Here is a 23,602-nt window from a genome sequence, read left to right on the forward strand (position 1 = left end):
TTAAATATAATAAAATGAAAAAAAAATATTTAAAGTTTATGTATGGATTTAAATCCATGCAATTATATCTTATACTTCTTTGTGCATTTATTTCACATGCACAGGTTGTGTTAGAAAATGAAATAAAAATAACAGATTTCGGGTTACATTTTGATGGATCAAAAGTTACTAGTGGAGCAACAAATACTGGAGATAGTTCTCCTTATGACTATTATTTTGGTCGAAATATTTCAGCACATGGAGATTGTATAAAAACATATAATGAATATGTTTTTATGACATGGTATCGTGGGGGTAAAGACGATCGTCATGTGATGCTAACACGATATAATACAAATACAGGAAGTCAAGTAACTGTTGAGTTTCCACATAGGCATACAGGTTATCAAAATAAATATTGGATAGGAGAATCTCATAACAGCATAGCCGTAGCAGTTAGTCCTATAGATGGCACAATTCATTTATTATATGATATGCATGCATATAGTAACACAAGACCTTCTGATGGTAGTTTAAGTAATGACTACTTTAGATACTCTTATTCTGTAAAAAATGCAGCATCTGTACCTGATGGAGAATTTACTTTAAATCAATTTGTTCAAAATAATACAGGAGGGTACAAACATTTAAGTTTAAATGGAGGAGAAGATTATACCAATTTTGCAGCTTTAACTTATCCACAATTTTTTCTAAACGATGCAGGTGATATTTTTATGTATATGAGAGAAGGAGGGAATAATAATGGTGCATATAAATTTTCAAAATATGATGCTACTACTTCTACATGGTCAAGTTTTACACACTTTAATGTTTTAAATGCTAAAAATCAATCTGGGATAGATTACAATTGGGGACTTTACGGAAACATGAAATATGTAAATGGAAAAATAAGAATTGGTTTTCAAAGAAGATTGGCTAATAATAATGATAAATACCAATATCAAAATGGTGTATATTATGCCTATTCAGATAATCAAAATGGTACAAATGCGTGGAAAAATCATCAAGGTCAAAATATTTCTTTACCTCTTTATGATGCTGATTTAATTAAAGTAATGGAACCAGGTGATTATGTGCAATCAACGGAAGCAAATAAAGTTTACATTGTTGGTGATTTTGATTGGACAGTTACTAATAATGGAGATGTACATATTATTAGTAAGGTAAAAGACAATCAATACAATGTAACTAAATATTTACACACCTATAAGCCTGCTGGTTCTACTGATTTTATTACTACTGAAGATTTTTCAAGAGCCACTTCAATTTACACAGCTGGAGATAATATATATATTATTGGTTTAACCAGTGCTGGTCGTGTTTTTGTAGAAAAGGCAGAAGGGGGAACTAATAATTTTACTAGAGTTTATGAAGCTACCTCAGGTAGAACTTTTGATCATGGTAGAGTGCATATTGCTGATGGTAAATTGTATTATTACCTTATGGAGGATAGTTCTGGTGATGCACGTCCTTTATATCTTCAGATAGTAGATTTAGATATTCATCAAGATCCTTTTAGAGTTTCTTTAACATCTCCTACTAGTGGGGAAGTTTTTGAGGTTGGTGAAACTGTTCAAATTTCAGCAAATGCTATTGATGAAAATAATGGTATTTCTAAAGTTGAATTTAGGGTAAACGGTTCTTATCATGGAGAGGATAACACAGAACCATATACTATTAATTTTATTTCAAATACAGAAGGGGATCAGAGCATACAAGCCGTAGCTTATAATACAAACAATGAGACTGTAAGTTCTGCTGAAATCACCATCAATTTTAAGATTCATGATCCTACAGATTTAACCAATGATGTTTATAAGTTAAAAAATGTGGCTACAGGAAAATATTTAACTTCAGATGATTCAAACCTTATAGGAAGTGATTCTGGTGATGGAGTCGCTAAAGAGTGGGAGTTTGTGAATGCTGGAACAGGGGATTTTGTCAACATCAATAGTCGTACAAGTAAGGGGGTTTTAAGGTTTACTGGAGGTTCTGCAGGAACTATGATTAATACATCTTTTTCTCCTCCAAGAACAGATACTGATAAAATATGGACCGTTCATTATCATCAAGCAGATGACAATTATTCTTTCGAAACTAATAATGTAAATAGGTATTTATATCACGATGTAAATGAAGGAATTATTCATTCATCATCTTCAGATAACGGAAGTAGATGGGTTTTAGAATCTACTTCAGAAGATTTAAGTACAGATGATGTTCAAATAAATAGTATTAAAGTATTTCCAAATCCTGCAAGTGAAAGTTTTACGATTTCTTTTAAAGGAGCAACCAATGCTAGTGTAATAATTTATAATATACTTGGTGAAACTATATATAAAGAGGTAACCTCTAACCAAACCATTACAATAAACAATCATGACAGGTTTAAACCAGGAGTGTACTTAATTAGAATTGTAGGAGATTATCATAAAGTGTTGAATACTAAATTAATTATAGAATAAGTTTTAACCCATAATTTACTTCATATTAATCATCCAGTTTCATTTAAGCTGGATGATTTTTTGTTTGATAACTAAGCGTTTTTGTACTGTTAGGTATTATTAATAAGTAAAAACAACACCTCTATTTTATTATAAAAACACAGTATAGTTTCAGGTGTTATGAAATTTTGCCCATGCAATACAGGACAGAAAATTTAGAGATGCTAATTAACTTTATCTGTTGGATAAAATTAAAATAATTAGAAAAGATGAAAAGACGCTCATTTGTACAGTTATCAGCATTTGGAACTATGGGATTAATGTTACCAATATACGCTTGTAAAGGTAGTCAACAAGGACATACTGTAGTTGAGTTTTCCAAATTTCAAGAAGCATCATTTAACTTATTAAAAACTTGGTGTGATGCCATGATTCGTGATCAAGTTAACAATCCTAACGATCCTGTTTTAGATGGTTCATTGTATTGTGATGCTTGTGACAAAGTTCATGGTAGGTGTACAGATTCTGTATACCCTTTTCTGTATATGGCTGATAAAACAGGAGAGCAAAAATATTTAGATGCAGCAATAAAAGTTATGGATTGGTCTGTAAATGTTGATAAGCCAGATGGAAGTTGGACAAATATGATTGACCCTAAATCTTGGTATGGAACTACCGTTTTTGGAGTTATTGCTTTGGGAGAGGCATTACATCATCATGGTCATGTTCTATCTAAAGAAACCAAACAGAAATGGGAAAATAGACTAAAAGAAGCTATAGAGTTTGTTTATAATAGGTTTGATATAAATTTTAGTCATATCAACTATAGATTTACAGCTATTTACGCATTAAATTTTTTAGGAAAGTACTTTAATGAAGAAAAATATATAAAAAGGAGTAAGGAGTTTGCGGCATTAATTCCAAAATATTTAACAACACCTAATAAATTAATTTTTGGAGAAGATCACCCCGATAACGAAAAAAGTGCAAAAGGATTTTATCCTGTAGATTTAGGTTATAATGTAGAGGAATCTTTAAACGCAGTAGTACAATATGCAGTTCAAGAAAAAGATGAAGAATTATTAGCATTGCTAACAAAATCGTTAAATGGACATTTAGAATTTATGTTGCCAGATGGGGCTTGGGATAATAGTTGGGGAACCAGACAAAATAAATGGACGTATTGGGGAAGTAGAACTACAGATGGTTGTCAACCTGCATTTGCTTTTATGGCAAATAGAAACCCTGCATTTGGAACAGCAGCAGTTTTAAGTACAGAATTGTTAGAACGTTGTACAGTAAATGGTTTATTAGCAGGTGGTATGCATTATGCAACACATGGAGTAAAACCTTGTATGCATCATACTTTTGCACATGCTAAAAATTTAGCTGTTGTATTAGACAATGCAGAAGTTTTAAAAGATGTTGATAAAAGAACACCAATTCCAAGAAGCATTAGTAATGGTGTTAAGCATTTTGCTGAGCTAGATGTATGGTTAGCAGCAAGAGGTCCTTGGAAGAGTACAGTATCTTCTTACGATCAAATATGGAAGAAAAAATATTCTGTTGCCGCTACAGGAGGTTCTTTAGCTGTTTTATGGCATAATAAAGTTGGCCCTTTGTTTACAGCAAGTATGGTAGAATATTTCTTGGTAGAGCCTTACAATCAACAACCACAACCAGGAGAAGATTTCTGTTTAACTCCAAGAGTTGAACGCTTTGTTAATGATGTTTGGTATACAAATATTCAGGATTTAAAAGCAGATGTAAAAAATACCGATGAAAAAGGTATAATCAATTTTGAAATCAATACTGTATTAACCAATAGAGAAAAAGAAACCTTACAAAAAGATGGAGATTTTAAATTAAATTATCTGTTTGATAAAGAAAAAACAACCATTAAAGCGTTAAGGTCAAGTACAAAAGAGAATGGAGATAGATTGGTGCTTCCTGTAATTTCTCCTACAGGAGAAAAAGTGGTTAAAGTTTCTGAGGAAAAAATAGAAATACATAAAAAGAGAGGTGTTGTAATTGTAGAGGCTAATGTACCAATGACTATTAAAAAATCTGAAAAGGAACGCATCTTTAATCAAGTTCCTGGAATGGAAGTGCTACCAATTTTGATTTCTTTTCCTAAAGGAATTAAAGAACTTGTTTGTACAATTAAGGTTGTTTAATCGGGTAGTCATAAAATATTTTATTATTAAAAGAATGGGACGTTTAGCTTTTATTTTCATTATTACTTGTTTGTTAGCGGTTCTAAATTCATGTTATCAGTCTAAGGTTTTAAAACCAAAAGAATTAACTGTTTCCGAGAATTTTAAGAACCCTATTGGTTTTTATAATAATACACCAACTTTTTCATGGAAATTACCGGTTTCTGAAAGCATAAAAAGTCAATCAGCTTATCAAATAGTCGTTGCATCTAGTAAAAAACTTTTACCAGATCATGCAGATTTATGGAATACAAATAAGCAAGAAAGTAAACAATCTACGTTTGTTAAATACCAGGGGAAAGAATTAAAATCTAGACAAAAAGTATATTGGCAAGTAAAATATTGGAATCAAGATAAAAAGGTTTCCGAATGGAGTGAAATCAATTCTTTTGAATTAGGGTTATTAAAAAATACAGATTGGAAAGGAAAATGGATAGGATTAAACACTGCAAAAGATAGTATTAAAGGCGTTAGAAATTTTTTAATGCATAGGCCTCAATATTTAAGAAAAGAATTTGAGTTGTTATCAGAGGTTACATCCGCAAGATTATACATTACAGCCAAAGGAGGTTTTGATGTGCATTTAAACGGAAATAATGTAAGTGATGATGTAATGCCTCCCGGATGGACTCCTTATAATCATCGTATTGAAACGTTAACTTATGATGTTACAGATTTAATAGCTACTGGAGAAAATACTTTGGGAGTAGAGTTGGCTTCTGGGTGGCATTCTGGAAGGATAAGCAGAGGAAGAGCTCTTTATGAAAATTTTGCATCACCCAAAGTTTTATGTCAATTAGAAATTTTGTTAAAAGATGGTAACAAACAGGTAATACTTTCTGATAAAAGTTGGAAAGGAACTACCAATGGTCCTTTAAGATTAGCAAGTGTATATGATGGTGAAATATATGATGCAAATTTAGAGATGCCCAATTGGACAACAAATAATTTTAATGATGAACGTTGGAATGTTGTAGAAACAGAAAATGTTTCTGAGGTAGTAAAATTAGAACCAAAACGTCATAAAACAGTTAAAACAAAAGTTGTTTTAGAAAATACAGAAGTAGTTTCTGTAAACAACAACACAGCTATTTTTAATATAAAACAGAACATGGTAGGGGTGCCAAAATTGGAAGTGCCTATGAAAAAAGGAGATACTTTAAAAATCCGTTTTTCAGAAATGATCCTTTCTGATGGCACGTTCTATACAACTAACTATCGTTCTGCAAAATCTACAGATTATTATATTGCGGCTAAAGACGGTATAATAGAATACATGCCTAAATTTACTTTTCATGGATTTCAATTTGTTGAGTTAAGTGGTTATGATAAGAATGCAAAACCAGAATCTACTTGGGTAAAAGGAATTGTTCAACATTCAGATTTTAAAAAGAATGGAAAGTTTACTTCATCACACAATAAATTAAATCAACTTCAAAGCAATATTACATGGGGTTTACGTGATAACTTTTTTGATGTACCCACAGATTGTCCACAAAGAGACGAACGTTTAGGTTGGACAGGTGATGCACAAGTAATTGCTCCAACAGCTATGTTTAATTATAATACACACGCCTTCTGGGTAGCATGGCTACAAAGTTTAAGAGAAAACCAATCGGAACACAAAAATGGTTTGGTACCTTATATTGTGCCAGATGTGCTTCAGAATAAAAATGCCAGCTCTGGTTGGGGAGATGCTGCTGTTATTATTCCTTGGGACATTTATAATATTACTGGAGATGTTACAATACTTGAGGAAAGCTACGAATCTGCTAAAAAATGGGTGTCATACTATCAAACTAAAGTTAAAAATAAAGCATACATACCTATAATGCATTCTTTTGGTGATTGGTTACAACCTTATCCGTCTAAAACTCTTAAAAAGGCTAACAGAGGAGATACACCAAAGGAGTTAATCAGTACAGCTTTTTTTGCACATTCGGCAAATTTACTTTCAAAAATAGCAGGTGTTTTAGGTAAAGTAGAAGATGAAAACAAATATCAAAAATTATATAAAGAGGTAGTAAATGCTTTTGAAAATGAGTTTTTTGATGTTAATGGAAAGTTTAAAGGCCAAATACAAACTCAAACAAGTTATTTACTAGCCATATATTTTGATTTGTTAAAACCAGAAATTAAAGAAAAAGCTCAAAAACATTTGCTTAAAGAAATTAAGAATGCAAACAATCATTTAGGAACAGGATTTTTGGGAACACCAATTTTACCAAAAGTTTTGGATGATATGGGAGAAATAGATTTGATGTATGAAATTCTTTTCAAAGAAACGTACCCTTCTTGGTTTTATTCAATTAACCAAGGAGCCACTACTATATGGGAACGTTGGAATAGTTTTAGTAAAAAAGATGGATTTAACTCTCAAAGCATGAATAGCTTAAATCATTATGCTTATGGAGCTGTTGGTCAGTGGATGTACGAGCGTATTGCAGGGCTTTCTCCTTTAAAACCAGGATATAAAAAAATAAAAATTGCTCCTGTACCTAATACAAAATTTTTAAACAGTGCATCTGCGAGTGTAAATACTCCTTATGGAGAAGCATCGTCTTCTTGGAATATAGAGAACAACACTTTTTATCTTGATGTTGTTATTCCTCCTAATACCACAGCAGAAATACATATTCCAAATACAACTCAAAATAAGGTGCTTGTAAATGGAAACACATTAAGCAATAATTCAGATTTAAAACTGATTAATTCTGATAAAAATTCAATCGTAATTATAGCAGAATCGGGAACATATAATTTTCAAACCAAACTATAAAACATGTTAAAAAGAATAATTTTAAAAAATTGGATTGTTGCCATAGGAATTTTTATTTCTCTAGGTTTTATATCGTGTAAAGATGCAGTTCTTTTGTCAAAAGCTCAGGATTTAGAAATTTCAGAAGGGTTTAAAAATCCTATAGGATTTTATGATGCTAACCCAACTTTTTCATGGAAACTACCTGTTTCTGATAATATAAAAAGTCAATCGGCATATCAAATTATAGCAGCTAGTCATCCAGATTTATTACCTAATCATCCTGATGTATGGGATACTCAAAAACAAGTTTCGGAGCAGTCTACTTGGGTAAAATATGCGGGAAAACCTTTAAAATCACGTCAAAAAGTGTATTGGCAAGTTAGGTATTGGAATCAAAATAATGAACTATCTAGTTGGAGTGATGTTCAAAATTTTGAATTAGGGTTATTAACTAATAATGATTGGAAAGCCCAATGGATTGGTTTAAATACTGCTAAGGATAGTATACAAGGAAGAGCAAATACACTTATTCATAAACCTCAATATTTAAGAAAGAATTTTAGTACTTCAGGTAAAGTTACTTCAGCAAAATTATACATTACAGCCAAAGGAGTTTTTGATGTTTATATAAATGGAAAAGATGTAAGTGATGATGTAATGCCACCAGGATTTACAACCTATGACAAGCGTATAGAAACCATTACTTACGATGTGAAAGATTTGATAACCTCAGGACAAAACACCATTGGTGTTGAATTAGCTTCTGGTTGGTATTCTGGAAGATTGTTGTGGGGAAATACACCATGGAATAACACAGTTTCACCAAAAGTGTTGTGTCAGTTAGAAATAATGATGGAAGATGGATCCAAGAAAACGGTAGTTTCTGATGATAGTTGGAAGGGGAATACAAATGGACCACTTCAGTTTGCAGAAATTTATGATGGTGAAATTTACAATGCCAATTTAGAAATACCAGAATGGACAACTAATAATTTTAATGATAAAAAATGGGTGTCTGTTGAGGTTGATAATTTAGATAAAAAAGTTAGTGTTGAGCCCAAAAGGCATCATACAGTTAAAGGGAAAATTAAATTACAACCTAAAAGCTTAGTCCAAAGAGAGGCTGCAGTAATATTTGATTTAGAACAAAATATGGTTGGAGTTCCTTTGGTAAAAGTACCGATGAAAAAAGGAGACACGCTTAAAATAAGATTTGCAGAAATGTTATCACCAAATGGAAGTTTTTACACCAAAAATTACCGTTCTGCACATTCTACAGATTATTATATAGCGGCAAAAGATGGAAACATTACCTATATGCCAAAATTTACATTCCATGGATTTAGATATGTAGAACTTAGTGGTTTTGATACATCAAAACAACCAAGTAAAGATTGGGTAACAGGTATTGTACAATATTCAGATTTTGATGACAATGGTACGTTTACATCTTCTCATAAAAAAATAAACCAATTACAGAGTAACATTGTTTGGGGATTACGTGGTAATTTTTTTGATATTCCTACAGACTGTCCACAACGTAACGAAAGATTAGGTTGGACAGGAGATGCTCAAGTGTTTGGGCCAACTTCTATGTTTAATGCAGATGTTTATCAATTTTGGGCAAGTTGGATGCAAAGTGTAAGAGAAGCTCAATTAGAGAATGGAGCCATACCATGGACGGTTCCCGACACAAGAGGAAATAAAATAGCAAGTTCTGGTTGGGGAGATGTTTGTGTTATTATTCCTTGGGAAATTTATAGACGTACTGGTGATATAGGGTTTTTAGAAGATAATTTTGATATGATGAAGCAATGGGTTGCTCATCATGAGCAAATGTCTAAAAATTATATCTCAAATATGATGTCTTTTTCAGATTGGCTACAGCCATATCCAGAGCATGGTAAAACAAAAGGAGATACTTCTAAAAACTTAATTGGTACAGCTTTTTTTGCACATTCAGCCAATTTAACTGCTCAATCTGCAGAAATACTAGGAAAAACCAAAGAGGCTAAAAAATATAAGGAATTATACAAAAAAGTAGCTTTGGCTTTTGAGCAGGAGTATTTTGATAAAGACGGTAAAATTAAAAATGTTTATGAAACCCAAACATCATATTTATTAGCCTTGGCGTTTGATTTATTGTCTGATCACAAAAAACAAAATGCACAAAAAAATCTATTAGCAAAAATACATGAAGCCGATGACCACTTGCGTACAGGATTTTTAGGAACACCATTATTGTCTAAGGTTTTAGATGAAATGGGCGAAATAGATCTGATGTATAAACTATTGTTTAACGAAACATATCCCTCTTGGTTTTATTCTATCAACCAAGGAGCTACTACCATTTGGGAACGTTGGAATAGTTATAGTAAAACAGAAGGATTTAATCCGCAAAATATGAATAGTTTAAATCACTATGCATATGGAGCAATCGGACAATGGATGTACGAACGTGTAGCTGGTATAAAACCCCTTAAAGCAGGGTATAAAACTATTAAAATAGCTCCTATGCCAGGTGGACCATTAACATCAGCTTCAGCAAGTTTAAATACATCATACGGGAAAGTATTGTCTTCTTGGGAAATTATTGATGGGAAATTTGAATTGATAGTAATTGTTCCTCCAAATACAACGGCAGAAATTGAAATTCCAGCAGATACCTTGGAATCATTAATGCTTAATGATAAGGTTTTTAAAGAAACTGAAACATTAAAATTAATTGAAAAAACTAAAAATGTTTATAAAGTATCTGTTCAACCAGGGAATTATAAATTTCAAACAAAAATTAAACCTTTCAAGTAGGTTAATTTTATAAGGTCTTGTCAATCAAAATAATTATTAAAAAGTGCTATAAAATATGAGAAGGAACTTACTTATCATTATTGTACTTGTTTTAAGTATAATATATAACCCAGTAAATGCCCAATTAAAATATACAATAAATGAATCTTGGCATTTTACAAAAGACAGTACAATTGTAAATATTAATCAGTTTTTAGCCCAAAAAAATAGAGGAGAGTTGGTTAACATTCCTCATACTTGGAATGATAAAGATGTGGTAGACGAGAATAAAGGTTTTTATCGTGGGGCTGGTTGGTATACTAAAAAAGTAAGAATTCCATCATCTTATAAAAACAAACAAGTTTTTTTGTTTTTTGAAGGAGTGTCTACTGCTGCGGAGGTATATATTAATAAGAAGTTAGCAAAAACACATATAGGAGGTTTTACTCGTTTTGTGGTTCCTGTTTCAAAATTTATAGCTTTTGATGAAGGTAAAGAGTTTACCTCGTTTGATATTATAGTAAAAGCAGATAATTCTTATCATGAAGATTGGCCAGCTTTACAAGCCGATTTTACTTTTTTTGGTGGAATGTACCGTGATGTAAATATTGTAGTCACAGAAGCTATCCATTTTAATATTGAAGACTATGCTGCCAATGGTGTGTTTATTACTACTCCAAGCGTAACAGAACAAAAGGGAGAAGTCCATGTAAAGGTTAAAATTAAAAACGATGCTTCTTCAACTAAAAAAATAAAATTAATCACAAAAATATATGATCCTAATCAAAAATTAGTTCAGGAAAAAAGCAACTCATTAAAATTAAAATCTAATATATCTAATGAATTTAATTTAAAAATGAAGCCTGTTTTAAATCCTAAGTTATGGTCTCCTGATACTCCTGATTTGTATAAAGTAGTCTGTGAAATATTTGATGAAACATCAAATAAAAAAATAGATGAATCTGTTAATTCCTTAGGATTTAGATGGTTTAAGTTTGATGTAGATAAAGGTTTTTTCTTAAATGGAAAACACTTAAAGTTGATAGGAACCAATCGTCATCAAGATTTTAAAGATATTGGAAATGCAGTGCCAGATCATATTCATGTTGAAGATGTTATGCGTATGAAAGCTATGGGAAGTAATTTTTTACGTATTGCCCATTATCCTCAAGATCCAATAATTTTAGAAATGTGTGATAAACTAGGAATTATTACATCTGTAGAAACTCCAATTGTAGATACTGTAACCGAATCAGAAGCTTTTACTAAAAATTGTTTAAGTGCTCAGTTAGAAATGATTCGTCAAAACTATAATCATCCTAGTTTGGTTATTTGGGCATATATGAACGAAGTTATTTTACATCCTAAATATAAAAATGATAAAGTGCGTTATAAAGCCTATACAGATTATATTGTTCAGCTAGCTCAAAAAATAGAAAATCTTACTCGTAAAGAAGATCCGTATAGATATACTATGATTCCTAATCATAACAGTTTAGAAAGATATCAATCTGCGGGATTAACAGAGATTCCTATGATTGTTGGATGGAATATATACAATGGTTGGTATGGAGGTTCCTATGAACTTTTACCAAGCAAAATAGAAGCGATTTATAATGCTATAAAAAAACCAATGATTATTACAGAATATGGAGCGGGAGTAGATCCAAGATTACATACATTAACTCCTACACGTTTTGATTTTACACAAGAGTATGGGGTAGAATATCATAAATATTATTTAGAATATTTTAAAAAGAAAGATTTTATAGCAGGTGTAAATGCATGGAATTATGCAGATTTTAGTTCTGAGGGACGAGTAGATGCTGTTCAAAGTATTAATAATAAAGGATTAATAGGAATTGACAGAACACCTAAAGATGTTTTCTATTATTATCAAGCTTCTTTGTTAAAGAAACCTTTTATTTCCCTAGCAACCAAAACTTGGGGACAACGTTCTAACTTAGAAGATAAAATAGATTCAGGTATTTCTACCATGCCTGTTCAGGTGTTTTCTAATCAACCAGAAGTAGAACTTATTTTAAATGGTAAAAGTTTAGGAACAAAAAAAGTTGAAGGAGCCATAGCGGTGTTTAATGTGCCTTTTGTAAATGGAAGTAACCAATTAATAGCCAAAGCAAGCAAAGATATATATTTAGAAGATTTCTCAGAAATTAGAGTTAATGTACTACCTATATCTTTAAAGAATTTTCCAGTAAATGGATTGTCAATCAATGTAGGAGATCAACGTTTCTTTTATGATAATAAAATAGATCAAGCTTGGATGTTTGATAAAGTTTATACTAAAGGAAGTTGGGGACATATAGAAGGAGAACCTTATGTAAGGCCAAATAAAAATAAACAACAACCTTATGGAACTAAACAAACTATAAAGGGAACCGCAAATGATCCTCTTTACCAAACACAACTGGTAGGAATAAAACAATATAGGTTTGATGTGCCTGCTGGGGTGTATGATATAAAATTACATTTTGCAGAATTAGAAGGATCAAAAGCAAAACATTTACCATACGACCTTTCCGAAAAAACTACAGAAAAGATAAAAACAGCCAATAGAACATTTTCTGTAGATATTAATGATCATAAAATCATCAATACATTAGATTTATTAGGTCAGTATGGAGAATATCAGGCAGTAAAAATAAAATCAGAAATAGTTGTAAAAGAAGGAGAGCCATTAATTATAAATTTTAAGAAGATAGTTGGTGAGCCTGTTTTAAATGCTATTGAGGTATACAAAAAGTTATAATTATTAAAGAAATTAAATAAGAAAATTTTATGATAGGTAAATCTAAAAGGCTTAAATCGTTTTTGTTGATATGCTATTTTATATTAATCAGTTTTGTTAACGCACAACGTACAGAAGTAAATTTTAATAATCATTGGCATTTTATATTAGAAGACAATGTTTCTTTCTCAAAAGAAAATTACAATGCTTCTTCTTGGAAAACTTTAAATATTCCACATGATTGGTCTTTTGAAAAAGGGGTTCGTAACGGAGGAGATCAAGGTCAAGGAGGAGGTTATCACGATGGTGGTATTGGATGGTATCGTAAATCTTTTGAAGTAAAAAAACAGAGTTTAAGTAAAATTACATATATCCATTTTGATGGAGTGTATATGAATAGTGAAGTTTGGATTAACGGAACTTATTTAGGAAAAAGACCTTATGGATATATTAGTTTTAGATACGATATTTCTAAATATTTAAAACAAGGAAAAAACACTATTGCAGTAAGGGTTAATAACAGTTTAGAACCTTCGGCTAGGTGGTATCATCCTTGTGGAATTTATGCTCCTGTAAAATTAGTAGAGGTAAATAAAACTCATATAGCTCCCAATAGTGTTTTTGTAACAACTCCCATAATTAAAACATCACAAGCCACAGTTAATGTAAAAGCAGACTTTTTAAATATTTCAAAAAAACAGAAATGTAAAGTATCTATATATTCATCAAAAGGAGTTCTTTTAAGCACCATTACTCAAAAAATTAAATATTCAAAAAGTAATATAAATTTAGAAGTTAAGAATCCAAAATTATGGAGCCCAGAAACACCAAACCTATACAAATTGGTAACCCAAATTTTAGAAGATAAAAAAGTTATTGATGAGGTAGAAACTACTTTTGGTTTCAGAACTATTGCATGGAAAACAGCAACAGGTTTTTGGTTAAATGGAGAAAACGTAAAATTGAAAGGCGTTTGTGAACATTGGGAAGGAGGTCCTGTAGGAGGAGCTTGGACAAAACCTATGTTGCGTTGGAAATTACAATCTTTAAAAGATATGGGAATTAATGCTATTCGTCCTTCTCATAACCCAACACCACCAATGTTTTATGATATCTGCGATGAAATTGGATTATTAGTAATGGATGAGATATTTGATGGTTGGCATAAAAAAGCACCACAAGATTACGGAAAACAAGCTTTTGATGAATGGTGGCAGCGCGATGTAAAAGAATGGATTACAAGAGATCGCAATCATCCAAGTATTTTTGTATGGAGTTTAGGAAATGAAACACATGGAGATATTGCTCCAGAATTGGTAAAGTATGGTAAAAGTATAGATAATACTAGATTGTTTACTTCTGGTGCAGGAAATCCTGAAGATATGGATATTGAAGGTGTTAATGGAGGTTCCGAAACCCAAGCTTTTATAGAAAGTAAAACCTTTGATAAACCTTTTATTTCTACCGAAGCACCACATACTTGGCAAACAAGAGGATACTACAGAACTCAAACATGGTGGAGAGATAATGAATTGCCTGGGACTTATGAGTTACCAAATTTAACAGACAAAGAAATTTTCTTTTACGAAGGAATAAATCCGAAAAAATGGAAAAATAGAAAACAAAGATTTAATTCTTCGTACGACAATGCAACAGTAAGAGTATCTGCTAGAAAATATTGGGAAGTAATGAGAGATAATCCATGGCATAGCGGTCATTTCCGTTGGACTGGTTTTGATTATTATGGAGAAGCAGGTTTGGTACACGGAGGTTTGCCTTTTAATTTATTTATGGGAGGTGCTTTAGATGTAGCTGGTTTTAAAAAAGATTTATATTACTTCTATCAAAGCCAATGGACAAAAGAACCAATGGTACATATTTTGCCACATTGGACACATCCAAGAATGAAAAAAGGGACAGTAATTCCTGTTTGGGTATATTCTAATGCAGATGAAGTAGAATTGTTTTTAAACGGAAAATCTTTAGGAAAAGATAAACCAGGAACTGTTTGGAACGAAATGCAATGCGAATGGATGGTGCCTTATGAAGATGGAAAATTAGAAGCGGTAGCTTATATAAAAGGAAAAGAAGTAAAAAGAACTTCGTTTTCTACAAGTAAACAACCTTCAAAATTAAGAACCAACATTCAAAAATTAGCAGCCGAAGATGCTTTTACTACAAGTTATATTATCACCTCAGAAGGATTAGACGAGAATGATAATTTATATCCTTATGGAGAAAATAAAGTTTATTATAATATTCAGGGGGATGTAAAGAAAATTTCCATGGAAAATGGAAATCCTATTGATCCCACAAGCAGAACAAAATCAGATTATAGAGCTCTGTTTTTTGGTAAATCTAGATTGTTTTTAAGAGCATTACCTAATGCCAAAAAGGCATCAATAATAATAGCATCTATCTTAGGAGATAAAGCATTATACACTTCAAATAAAATCACTATTGATGTTAAACAGATTCAGGTTTTAGGAAAATCAAATCCTTCAGATTTAGAAATTTATTATACAATCAATGGAGAAAATCCAATCACAAAAGGAATGAATTATAAAGGTCCTTTTGAAGTTAATGATGGAACTACAGTAAAAGCTATTGTTAAGCAAAATGGAAAAATTGTTCTTACTATGGAAGAACGATTTGGAAAAAATGAAGGATTGTTTTGGGGTGATGAACACTCAGCAGATATGTGGATTGGTAGAGGTGTAAATATAGCTGCTGAAGAGGGAATTCTTACAGGAGAAGCAAAAATAAGCAAAGAGGCTCATCGCTATAAAGGAAGTGGATTTGTTCGTTTTGATGGTAAAGAAGGAGCTATTACTTTTTATCAAGAAAATGATGGAGAAAGAGGCGATTACAGCATCCGTTTTAGATATATGCACAATAATCCAAATAAATTACATCCTATGAAATTGTATGTAAACGACGAGTATGTACAAACGTTAGAATTTAAGCCAACTGGTGGTTGGGAAAAGGAATGGAAATTTGTTCCCACAATTATCACCTTAAAAGCTGGGGCCAATAATATCAGAATAGAAACTGATGGACAAAGCGGACCTTTTATAGATGAATTGTTTATAGATTAAAATAGATATTCAGCGTTTTAGTAATCGGTAAAAATGGTAGTTGCTATATCATTTTCAATTATTTAAAAGTATTGGTGTTATGAAAAAAATAGTGTTTTTTATGTTCTTTATGTGTTTATATGCACATGCAATGGAAGTGAAAGATTTAAGGTGCGAATCAAAAATAAATCCAATAGGTATCACTATAAATAAACCTCATTTTGGATGGGTTTTTATTGGTGATGCAACTAGTCCAAAACAAGGGGGGTATAGAATTGTAATGGCAACTTCTCCTGAAAAATTAAAATATCCAGATATTTGGGATACAGGACCTACTAGTTCATCACAATCTAGTGATATAGAATATGCTGGAGAACCTTTAAAAAATAGACAACGTGTGTATTGGAAAGTTACCGTTTGGGGAAATAATAGAGGTGTAGTTCACAGTGAAATTTCGTGGTTTGAAATGGGGAACATAGAAAATCCTGAAAAAGCATTTGAACCTTATGTGTTTTCTAAATCCAAAACAGGTGTCGTTAAAATTAATATAAGTAATAAAAACAAAGGAAGAACTTTTGAAGGTATAGGTGCAGTAAGTGCAGGTGCTTCAACAGATTTATTGTACGACTATAAAGGTTCTACAAGAAGTCAAATTTTAGACCTTTTATTTAAACCAAAATTTGGTGCAGGTTTTCAGCATTTAAAAGTAGAAATGGGTGGAGGAGAAAACTCTACTTGCGGATCAGAACCTTCACATGCATTTACCAAAGAGGAATTAAAAAATCCTGTTTCTCGTGGATATGAGTTTTGGTTAATGAAAGAAGCCAAAAATAGAAATCCCAATATGATTCTTGAATATTTGCCTTGGAGTTTTCCTGGGTGGTTAAAACCAAATATATTTTCAAAAGAATCTGCTGAATATTTTGTTGCTTTTTTAGATGTTGCAAAAAAACAATGGGGTTTAGATATAGATTGGGTAGCAGCTGCAGAAAATGAAAATGGTACAGATCGTAATTGGTTGGTAAATTATATGAGACCAATGTTAGATGCTCGTGGATATAAAGATGTAAAAATTCAAGGACCCGATGATAATAGTGGTGATTGGAAAATATTTAATGATTTAGAAAAAGATAGAGAATTTGACAACGTAATTAAGGCTGTAGGTTATCACTATGTTACAGGAAGAGAATTTACAGAAGACATGGTAGATGGTAGAGGACGTCCAACTACAGAAAAAGCAAAGAAATCAGGAAAACCACTTTGGGCAAGTGAAGATTGGAGTTGGACAGGTAAAGATTGGGGTGGAGCAGGAGCGTTAAACTTAGCACGATTGTATAACAAATTTTACATTCGAGATAAAATAACCAAAACGCTCATTTGGGCACCTATTGGATCTATTTATAAGTCTGTAACATGGGATAAAGCAGGAGCTATGAAAGCGAATGAACCTTGGAGCGGATATTATGAAGTTTGGCCAACAATTTGGGCTACAGCACATACTACACAATTTGCAACACCACAAAACTGGGAATATTTAGACAATGCATGTGGATTGTTTAATGCATCTACTTACAAAGGGAGTGTTGTTACGCTAAAAGATAAAAATAGTGCTAATTGGAGTATGATTATTTGTACAGATAAAGCAGAAACTTTAGAAGTAAATATTCAAAAAGGGTTGGCTGATGAAAAGGTATATGTTTGGAAATCTGATGAAAAAAATCAATTTATTGAGTTAGCTAATATTATTCCTAAAAGTAGGTCGTTTAAAATTCAACTAGACCCTAAAAGTATTTATTCTTTAACAACAACTACTGGTCAACAAAAAGGGAAATATAAAATTCCTAAATCTAAAGCATTTCCATTTCCATACAAAGAAGATTACGAAGATAGAAAGGTTGGAGATTTACCAAAATATCATTCAGATCAAAAAGGGAGTTTTGAAATAGCCTTAAGAGAAGATGGAACAAAGTGTTTAAAACAAATAGCACCAGAATCGGGTTATGATTGGATGCGAATTTATAGAAAAACTAACATAAAACCACACACGTTAATAGGAGATGTAAATTGGAAAAATTTTACCTGTAGCGCAGATGTATTTATGGAAGATGGTAATGTAGAACTAGGCGGACGTATTAAAGGAAGTTATTTAAAAGGATATCGATTTATGATAGAAAAAAATGGAAACTGGACATTAATCTATAATAAAGATATTTTAAGTAAAGGAAACATTATCGATTTTAATGGGAATATTTGGCATCAATTGAAAATAAAATTTCAACATAAAAATGTTGAGGTTTTTGTTGATAATAAATCTGTAGTTAAAACAGCACATGTTATTAGTAATGGTTACGTCTCCTTTGCCAGTTCTTATCATGGTAATCTTTTCGATAATTTGGAAGTGACAAGTAATGAGGATAAACCTAAAAATTAAGCAATATTATATTCATGAAAAATAAGTGTATAAATAGTAAGTGTTTGTTAATGAGAATAATGAAAGCTCTGTTTTTTTTGAGTAGTTTTTTATTGATGACAAATCTATGTCATGGACAAAATTCTATTCATAGCTATACTGAAACCAACAATCTTGAAAAAGGTTTTAACTCACCACCTAAAGAGGCTAAAGCTAGAACTTGGTGGCATTGGGTTAGCGGAAATGTATCTAAGTCTGGAATTACAAAAGATTTAGAAGCAATGAAAGAAGTGGGCATTCAAGAAGCACAATTGTTTAATGTACATCTTGGCTTTCCAAAAGGTTCAGTAATATATTTAAGTGATGAATGGTTAGAGTTATTTCATTTTGCTGCAAAAGAAGCAGAACGTTTAGGTTTAGAATTAACATTTCACAATAGCGCAGGTTGGTCATCTAGTGGAGGTCCTTGGGTAACTCCAGAAAATGCCATGCAAACAACGGTTTTTAGTGAAATGATTGTAGCTGGAGGAAATACAGTTAAAATTCAATTACCACAACCTAAAACCAAATTAAATTATTACAGAGATATTGCTGTGTTGGCGTTTCCAAAGCCAAAAGAAGATATAAAAATAGAAGGCTTAGATTTTAAAAATTTAACAGGTCGTATTCGTAATCACTTATTACCAGACACCAAACAAATACCAAATTCAGGAATTATCAATAAAAATGAAATTATTGATTTGACTTTAAAAATGAATAAAGATGGTGTTTTAGAATGGAAAGCTCCTAAAGGAGAATGGGTTGTTTTAAGATTAGGGCATACTCCAACAGGTAAAAATAATCATCCTGCACCAGATGGAGGTCATGGATTAGAGGTTGACAAAATGAGTACAAAAGCGCTTGATGTTTATTGGCAAGGAGGCATACAACCTATTCTTAATAAGTTAGGAGATCTGGTGGGAACTACAGTTAATAATTGTTTGATAGATAGTTACGAGGTTGGAACAGCCAATTGGACTCCAGGATTTGATAAAAAGTTTGAAAAATTAAGAGGATATCATCTTTTTTCATATTTACCAATTTTGGCTGGTTATTATGTAGAAAGTGGTGAAGTTTCCGAGCGTTTTTTATGGGATTTTAGAAGGACTATAGGTGATTTAATGGCCAAAAATTATTATGCTCATTTTGGAGAATTGTGTCATAAAAATAACATGAAATTTTCTGTAGAACCTTATTGGGGACCTTTTGATAACATGCAAGTTGGAGCTACAGGAGATATTGTAATGTGTGAGTTTTGGAGCGGTGGATATCCTTTTTTTGATTCTCCAAAATTTGTATCTTCTATAGCACATTTAAACGGTAGTGCTATTGTTGGAGCAGAATCCTTTACCGGTATTGGTGGTTGGGATGAGCATCCAGCCATGTTAAAATCTATAGGAGATAGAGCTTGGGGGCAAGGAATTACACGTTTTATTTTTCATACTTATGTGCATCAGCCATGGGATGTTGCTCCAGGGTTAGGATTGAGTTATCATGGTACCGATTTTAATCGTTTAAATACTTGGTGGAAACAAGGAAAGGCTTACATGGATTATATTGCTCGTTCTCAGTTTTTATTACAACAAGGTCAAAATGTTGCTGATGTTTTGGTGTTTACAGGAGAGTCATCACCAAACGATGCTCTTTTATTACCAGAAATTAAAGCCATGGGATTTGATTATGATTTAATTGGAGCTAATAAATTATCCAGTTTAACAGTTAAAAATGGAACTATTTATTCCTCTGTAGGTAATAAATATCGTGTATTGGTTTTGCCAGAATCTAGTTGGATGAAACCTGAAACGCTTTATAAAATAAAAGAACTTACAAAAGCAGGAGCAAGAGTAATTGGAACACGTCCTAAAAAATCACCAAGTTTAGAAAACTATCCAAATAGTGATGTAATAGTTCAAAAACTGTCAGATGAATTATGGAGTTCAGGTTTGGTTAAAGATATTTCTATCAATCAATTCTTAAAAGAAAGCAAGGTGCCTACAGATTTTAAGATAGAAGAAGGTAATGCTGCAGATATTAGTTTTATCCATAGAAAAACAAAGAATACTGATATTTATTTTATAGCCAACGCAAAAAAAGAAAGTAGAGAAATTTCTGTACGTTTTAGAGTGTTTGGCAAGCAACCAGAGTTGTGGAGTTCTGAAAAAGGAAAAATTAAAAATATTGCTGTTTGGAAAGAAAATATTGATGGTACTACTACAATCCCTATTTCATTAGGAATGGAAGAATCTGTGTTTGTTGTTTTTAGAAAACCTTCCATAAATAAAAATCATTTAGTAAAAACTTCTGTAGAATTAGAGAATATAAAGGCTGAAAAGCTTTCAGGTTTGGAAATTGTTAAGGCAGAATATGGAACATTTTTACAAGAGGGATTGGTGGATATTACTGATAAAGTAGCTGCGGAAGTAAAAGATAATGAATTACATATTCAGGCCTCTAGACATTTTTGCGATTGTGATCCTGCTATGGGATATGTGAAAGAGTTTAGAATGGAATATAAAATAGGAAAAGAGGTTAAAATTATTTCTGTAAAAGAAAAAGAGTTTATAGACATCAAAGGAGGAGATAAAGAATTAAAGGTTTTAAAAGCTGTTTTTGGAAAGTTTAAACCAGAAACCAAAGGCGTTCCTAAAAATTATTTAACATTCAATATCACCCAAAAAATAAAAGATTTAGTATCTAATAAAACTTTTGAGATTCCTGTAACCAATACATTAATAAACGGCAAAACTGCAGAAGGTAATAAAGTTGGTTTGCGTATTACCTATAAAACTGATGGTGAAGAACGCACGGAGATTATTCCACAAGGAGAAGTGTTGAATTTAACAAAAGATATTTTAAAGTCAGAACTTATTTTAGCTAAAGATAAAATGTTTTGGAAAACAGCATATCCAGGAAAAATAACCTACACAAATGCCAGAGGAAAAACAAAAACATTAAGAGTGAAATCTGTACCTAAACCTATAGAATTAACTGGTGATTGGGAGGTGAGTTTTCCATCAAAAACAGGAAATCTAAAAACAACAACATTTAATGATTTAGTTTCTTGGTCAACATCATCTGATGAAGAAATTTGTCATTATTCTGGTACTGCTACTTATAAAAAGGAGTTTGAGTTATCAAGAAAAATATTGAAATCAGGTAATAGCTTAACCTTAGATTTAGGAAGTGTGGCAGTTATTGCAGAAGTATATGTAAATGGTAAAAATGCTGGAATTTTATGGAAAGCTCCATTTAGAACAAATATTGATGATTTGGTAAAATCTGGTAAAAATATTTTAGAAGTAAAGGTGACCAATCTGTGGCCAAATAGACTGATTGGGGATGAGGAATTATTGTTGGATTACGAAAGAAAAGGAACTAAAATGAAAAGCTTGCCAGATTGGTTATTAAATAATACCAAACGCCCAAGTAATAGAACCACATTTCCATCGTGGAAACATTGGGATAAGAATGATGAATTATTGACTTCGGGATTGTTAGGACCTGTAAAGATTAATATATCAATATCTAAAAAAATATAATGAGATGAAAAAAATAATCTATATAATATTAATCTCAGTAGTGTCTTTAGCTTGTACAAGTAAAGAGAAGGCTAAAAAAGAAAATGTAAAACGTAAAAAACCAAATATATTATTTATTGCTGTAGACGATTTAAATAATATGATTAGTCCTATTGGTAATTTTTCTAACATAAAAACACCAAACTTTGATAGGCTTGCAGCTATGGGAGTTACTTTTACAAATGCACATTGTCAAGCACCTCTTTGTGGTCCATCTAGAGCTTCTATTATGACAGGTTTACGTCCATCAACAACAGGTATTTATGGAATGACACCAGATAATAAAATACGTAGGACAGATAATGATACTACAAAAGATATTGTTTTTCTTCCTGAATATTTTAAAAAGAATGGATATCATACTATGGGAATAGGAAAACTATTTCATACACATGCTCCTGATGGTTTGTTTGATGAATCTGGTGGTAGAATAAAAGGTTTTGGTCCTTATCCAGAAAAACGTTTTGTTTGGGATGGTTTTGGAACCTCTAAATCAAAAAAAGGGAAGTATGGAAAAACCAATACAGATTGGGGAGCTTTTCCAGAGAACGACACCTTAATGCCAGATCATCAATCTGTAAATTGGGTAAAAGAGCGCTTGAGTAAAGATTATCAACAACCATTCTTTTTAGGATTAGGTTTTCAGAGACCACATGTGCCCTTGTATGTACCTCAAAAATGGTTTGATTTATATCCGTTAGATAAAATAGAAACTCCTCCTTACATATTAGATGATTTAAATGATATTCCATCTGTTGGATTAAAAATTAATGATTTACCTATGATGCCTTCAACCGAGTGGGCTATTAATAGTGGTGAGTGGAAAAAAATTATACAAGCTTATTTGGCTTGTGTAAGTTATGTAGATTATGAGTTAGGACGTGTGTTAGATGCACTGGAAAAGAGTAAATATGCCGATAATACAATTATTGTATTGTGGTCAGATCATGGTTATCGTTTAGGAGAAAAAGGAACTTTTGCTAAACATGGACTTTGGGAAACAGCTACAAAAGCTCCATTAATGTTTGTAGGCCCTAATTTGCCTAAAGGTAAAAAGATAAATGCTCCAGTAGAAATGTTGTCTATTTATCCCACGTTATTAGAGTTAAGTGGTTTGCCTACATATACTAAAAATGAAGGTAAAAGTTTGGTGGGAATGATGAAAAATAATGAAAAGATAGAGGATTCGTATGCTATAACTACCTATGGGATGAATAATCATGCGGTAAAGATAAATGGCTACAGATATATTCAATATGAAGATGGAACAGAAGAGTTTTATAATCAAAATTTAGATCCTAATGAATGGTATAATGAGGCTAATAATCCTATTTACAAGAAAAAAATAGAGGATTTAAAAAAGTATTTGCCACAAACAAATGCAAAATGGGATTCTGAATCTAACTATACTTTTCAACCTTATTTTGTAGAACAAAAAGATAAAACAAGTAGAGGTGAGTAAAGATATAAATAGGTGAACTCAGTTTAAGGCTATAAATCTTATTTCAGTACACATCATAACACTTCAGGCTATTCATCTA

The 23,602-nt window shown here is 31.7% G+C and carries 9 protein-coding genes; all 9 read left to right on the forward strand.

All coding sequences use genetic code 11. The annotated features are described in order from the left end of the window. Positions 1-14: 14 nt before the first annotated feature. Positions 15-2,465 carry a BNR-4 repeat-containing protein gene (locus tag AXE80_RS14365; protein WP_068825420.1) on the forward strand — a complete coding sequence of 817 codons (2,451 nt, stop codon included), beginning with the start codon at positions 15-17 and terminating at the stop codon, positions 2,463-2,465. 248 nt (positions 2,466-2,713) lie between these two features. Beyond that, the gene (locus AXE80_RS06105) at positions 2,714-4,621 is read left to right on the forward strand and encodes an ulvan lysase-like protein (RefSeq protein ID WP_068825422.1); all 1,908 of its coding nucleotides are present in this window, start codon (positions 2,714-2,716) and stop codon (positions 4,619-4,621) included. 34 nt (positions 4,622-4,655) lie between these two features. Further along, a complete protein-coding gene (locus AXE80_RS06110) occupies positions 4,656-7,439 on the forward strand; it encodes a family 78 glycoside hydrolase catalytic domain (protein WP_068825424.1) in 2,784 nt (927 codons plus the stop codon). Positions 7,440-7,442: 3 nt separating this feature from the next. Continuing rightward, positions 7,443-10,229, forward strand: a complete 2,787-nt coding sequence (locus AXE80_RS06115) for a family 78 glycoside hydrolase catalytic domain (RefSeq protein WP_068825426.1) — start codon at positions 7,443-7,445, stop codon at positions 10,227-10,229. A 55-nt stretch (positions 10,230-10,284) separates the two neighbouring features. Next, positions 10,285-12,978 carry a glycoside hydrolase family 2 TIM barrel-domain containing protein gene (locus tag AXE80_RS06120; protein WP_068825428.1) on the forward strand — a complete coding sequence of 898 codons (2,694 nt, stop codon included), beginning with the start codon at positions 10,285-10,287 and terminating at the stop codon, positions 12,976-12,978. Positions 12,979-13,007: 29 nt separating this feature from the next. After that, positions 13,008-16,055 (forward strand): glycoside hydrolase family 2 TIM barrel-domain containing protein, encoded by a 3,048-nt coding sequence (locus AXE80_RS06125; RefSeq protein WP_068825430.1) that lies wholly within the window; start codon positions 13,008-13,010, stop codon positions 16,053-16,055. Between the two features lie 79 nt (positions 16,056-16,134). Beyond that, a complete protein-coding gene (locus AXE80_RS06130) occupies positions 16,135-18,465 on the forward strand; it encodes a glycoside hydrolase family 78 protein (protein WP_068825432.1) in 2,331 nt (776 codons plus the stop codon). A gap of 77 nt (positions 18,466-18,542) precedes the next feature. Next, the gene (locus tag AXE80_RS06135; protein WP_206208148.1) at positions 18,543-22,022 is read left to right on the forward strand and encodes a glycosyl hydrolase; all 3,480 of its coding nucleotides are present in this window, start codon (positions 18,543-18,545) and stop codon (positions 22,020-22,022) included. 4 nt (positions 22,023-22,026) lie between these two features. Beyond that, positions 22,027-23,523 carry a sulfatase gene (locus AXE80_RS06140; protein WP_068825437.1) on the forward strand — a complete coding sequence of 499 codons (1,497 nt, stop codon included), beginning with the start codon at positions 22,027-22,029 and terminating at the stop codon, positions 23,521-23,523. The last annotated feature ends 79 nt before the right edge of the window (positions 23,524-23,602 follow it).

Origin of the sequence: Wenyingzhuangia fucanilytica, assembly GCF_001697185.1 — a bacterium.
Classification (GTDB): Bacteria; Bacteroidota; Bacteroidia; order Flavobacteriales; family Flavobacteriaceae; genus Wenyingzhuangia; species Wenyingzhuangia fucanilytica.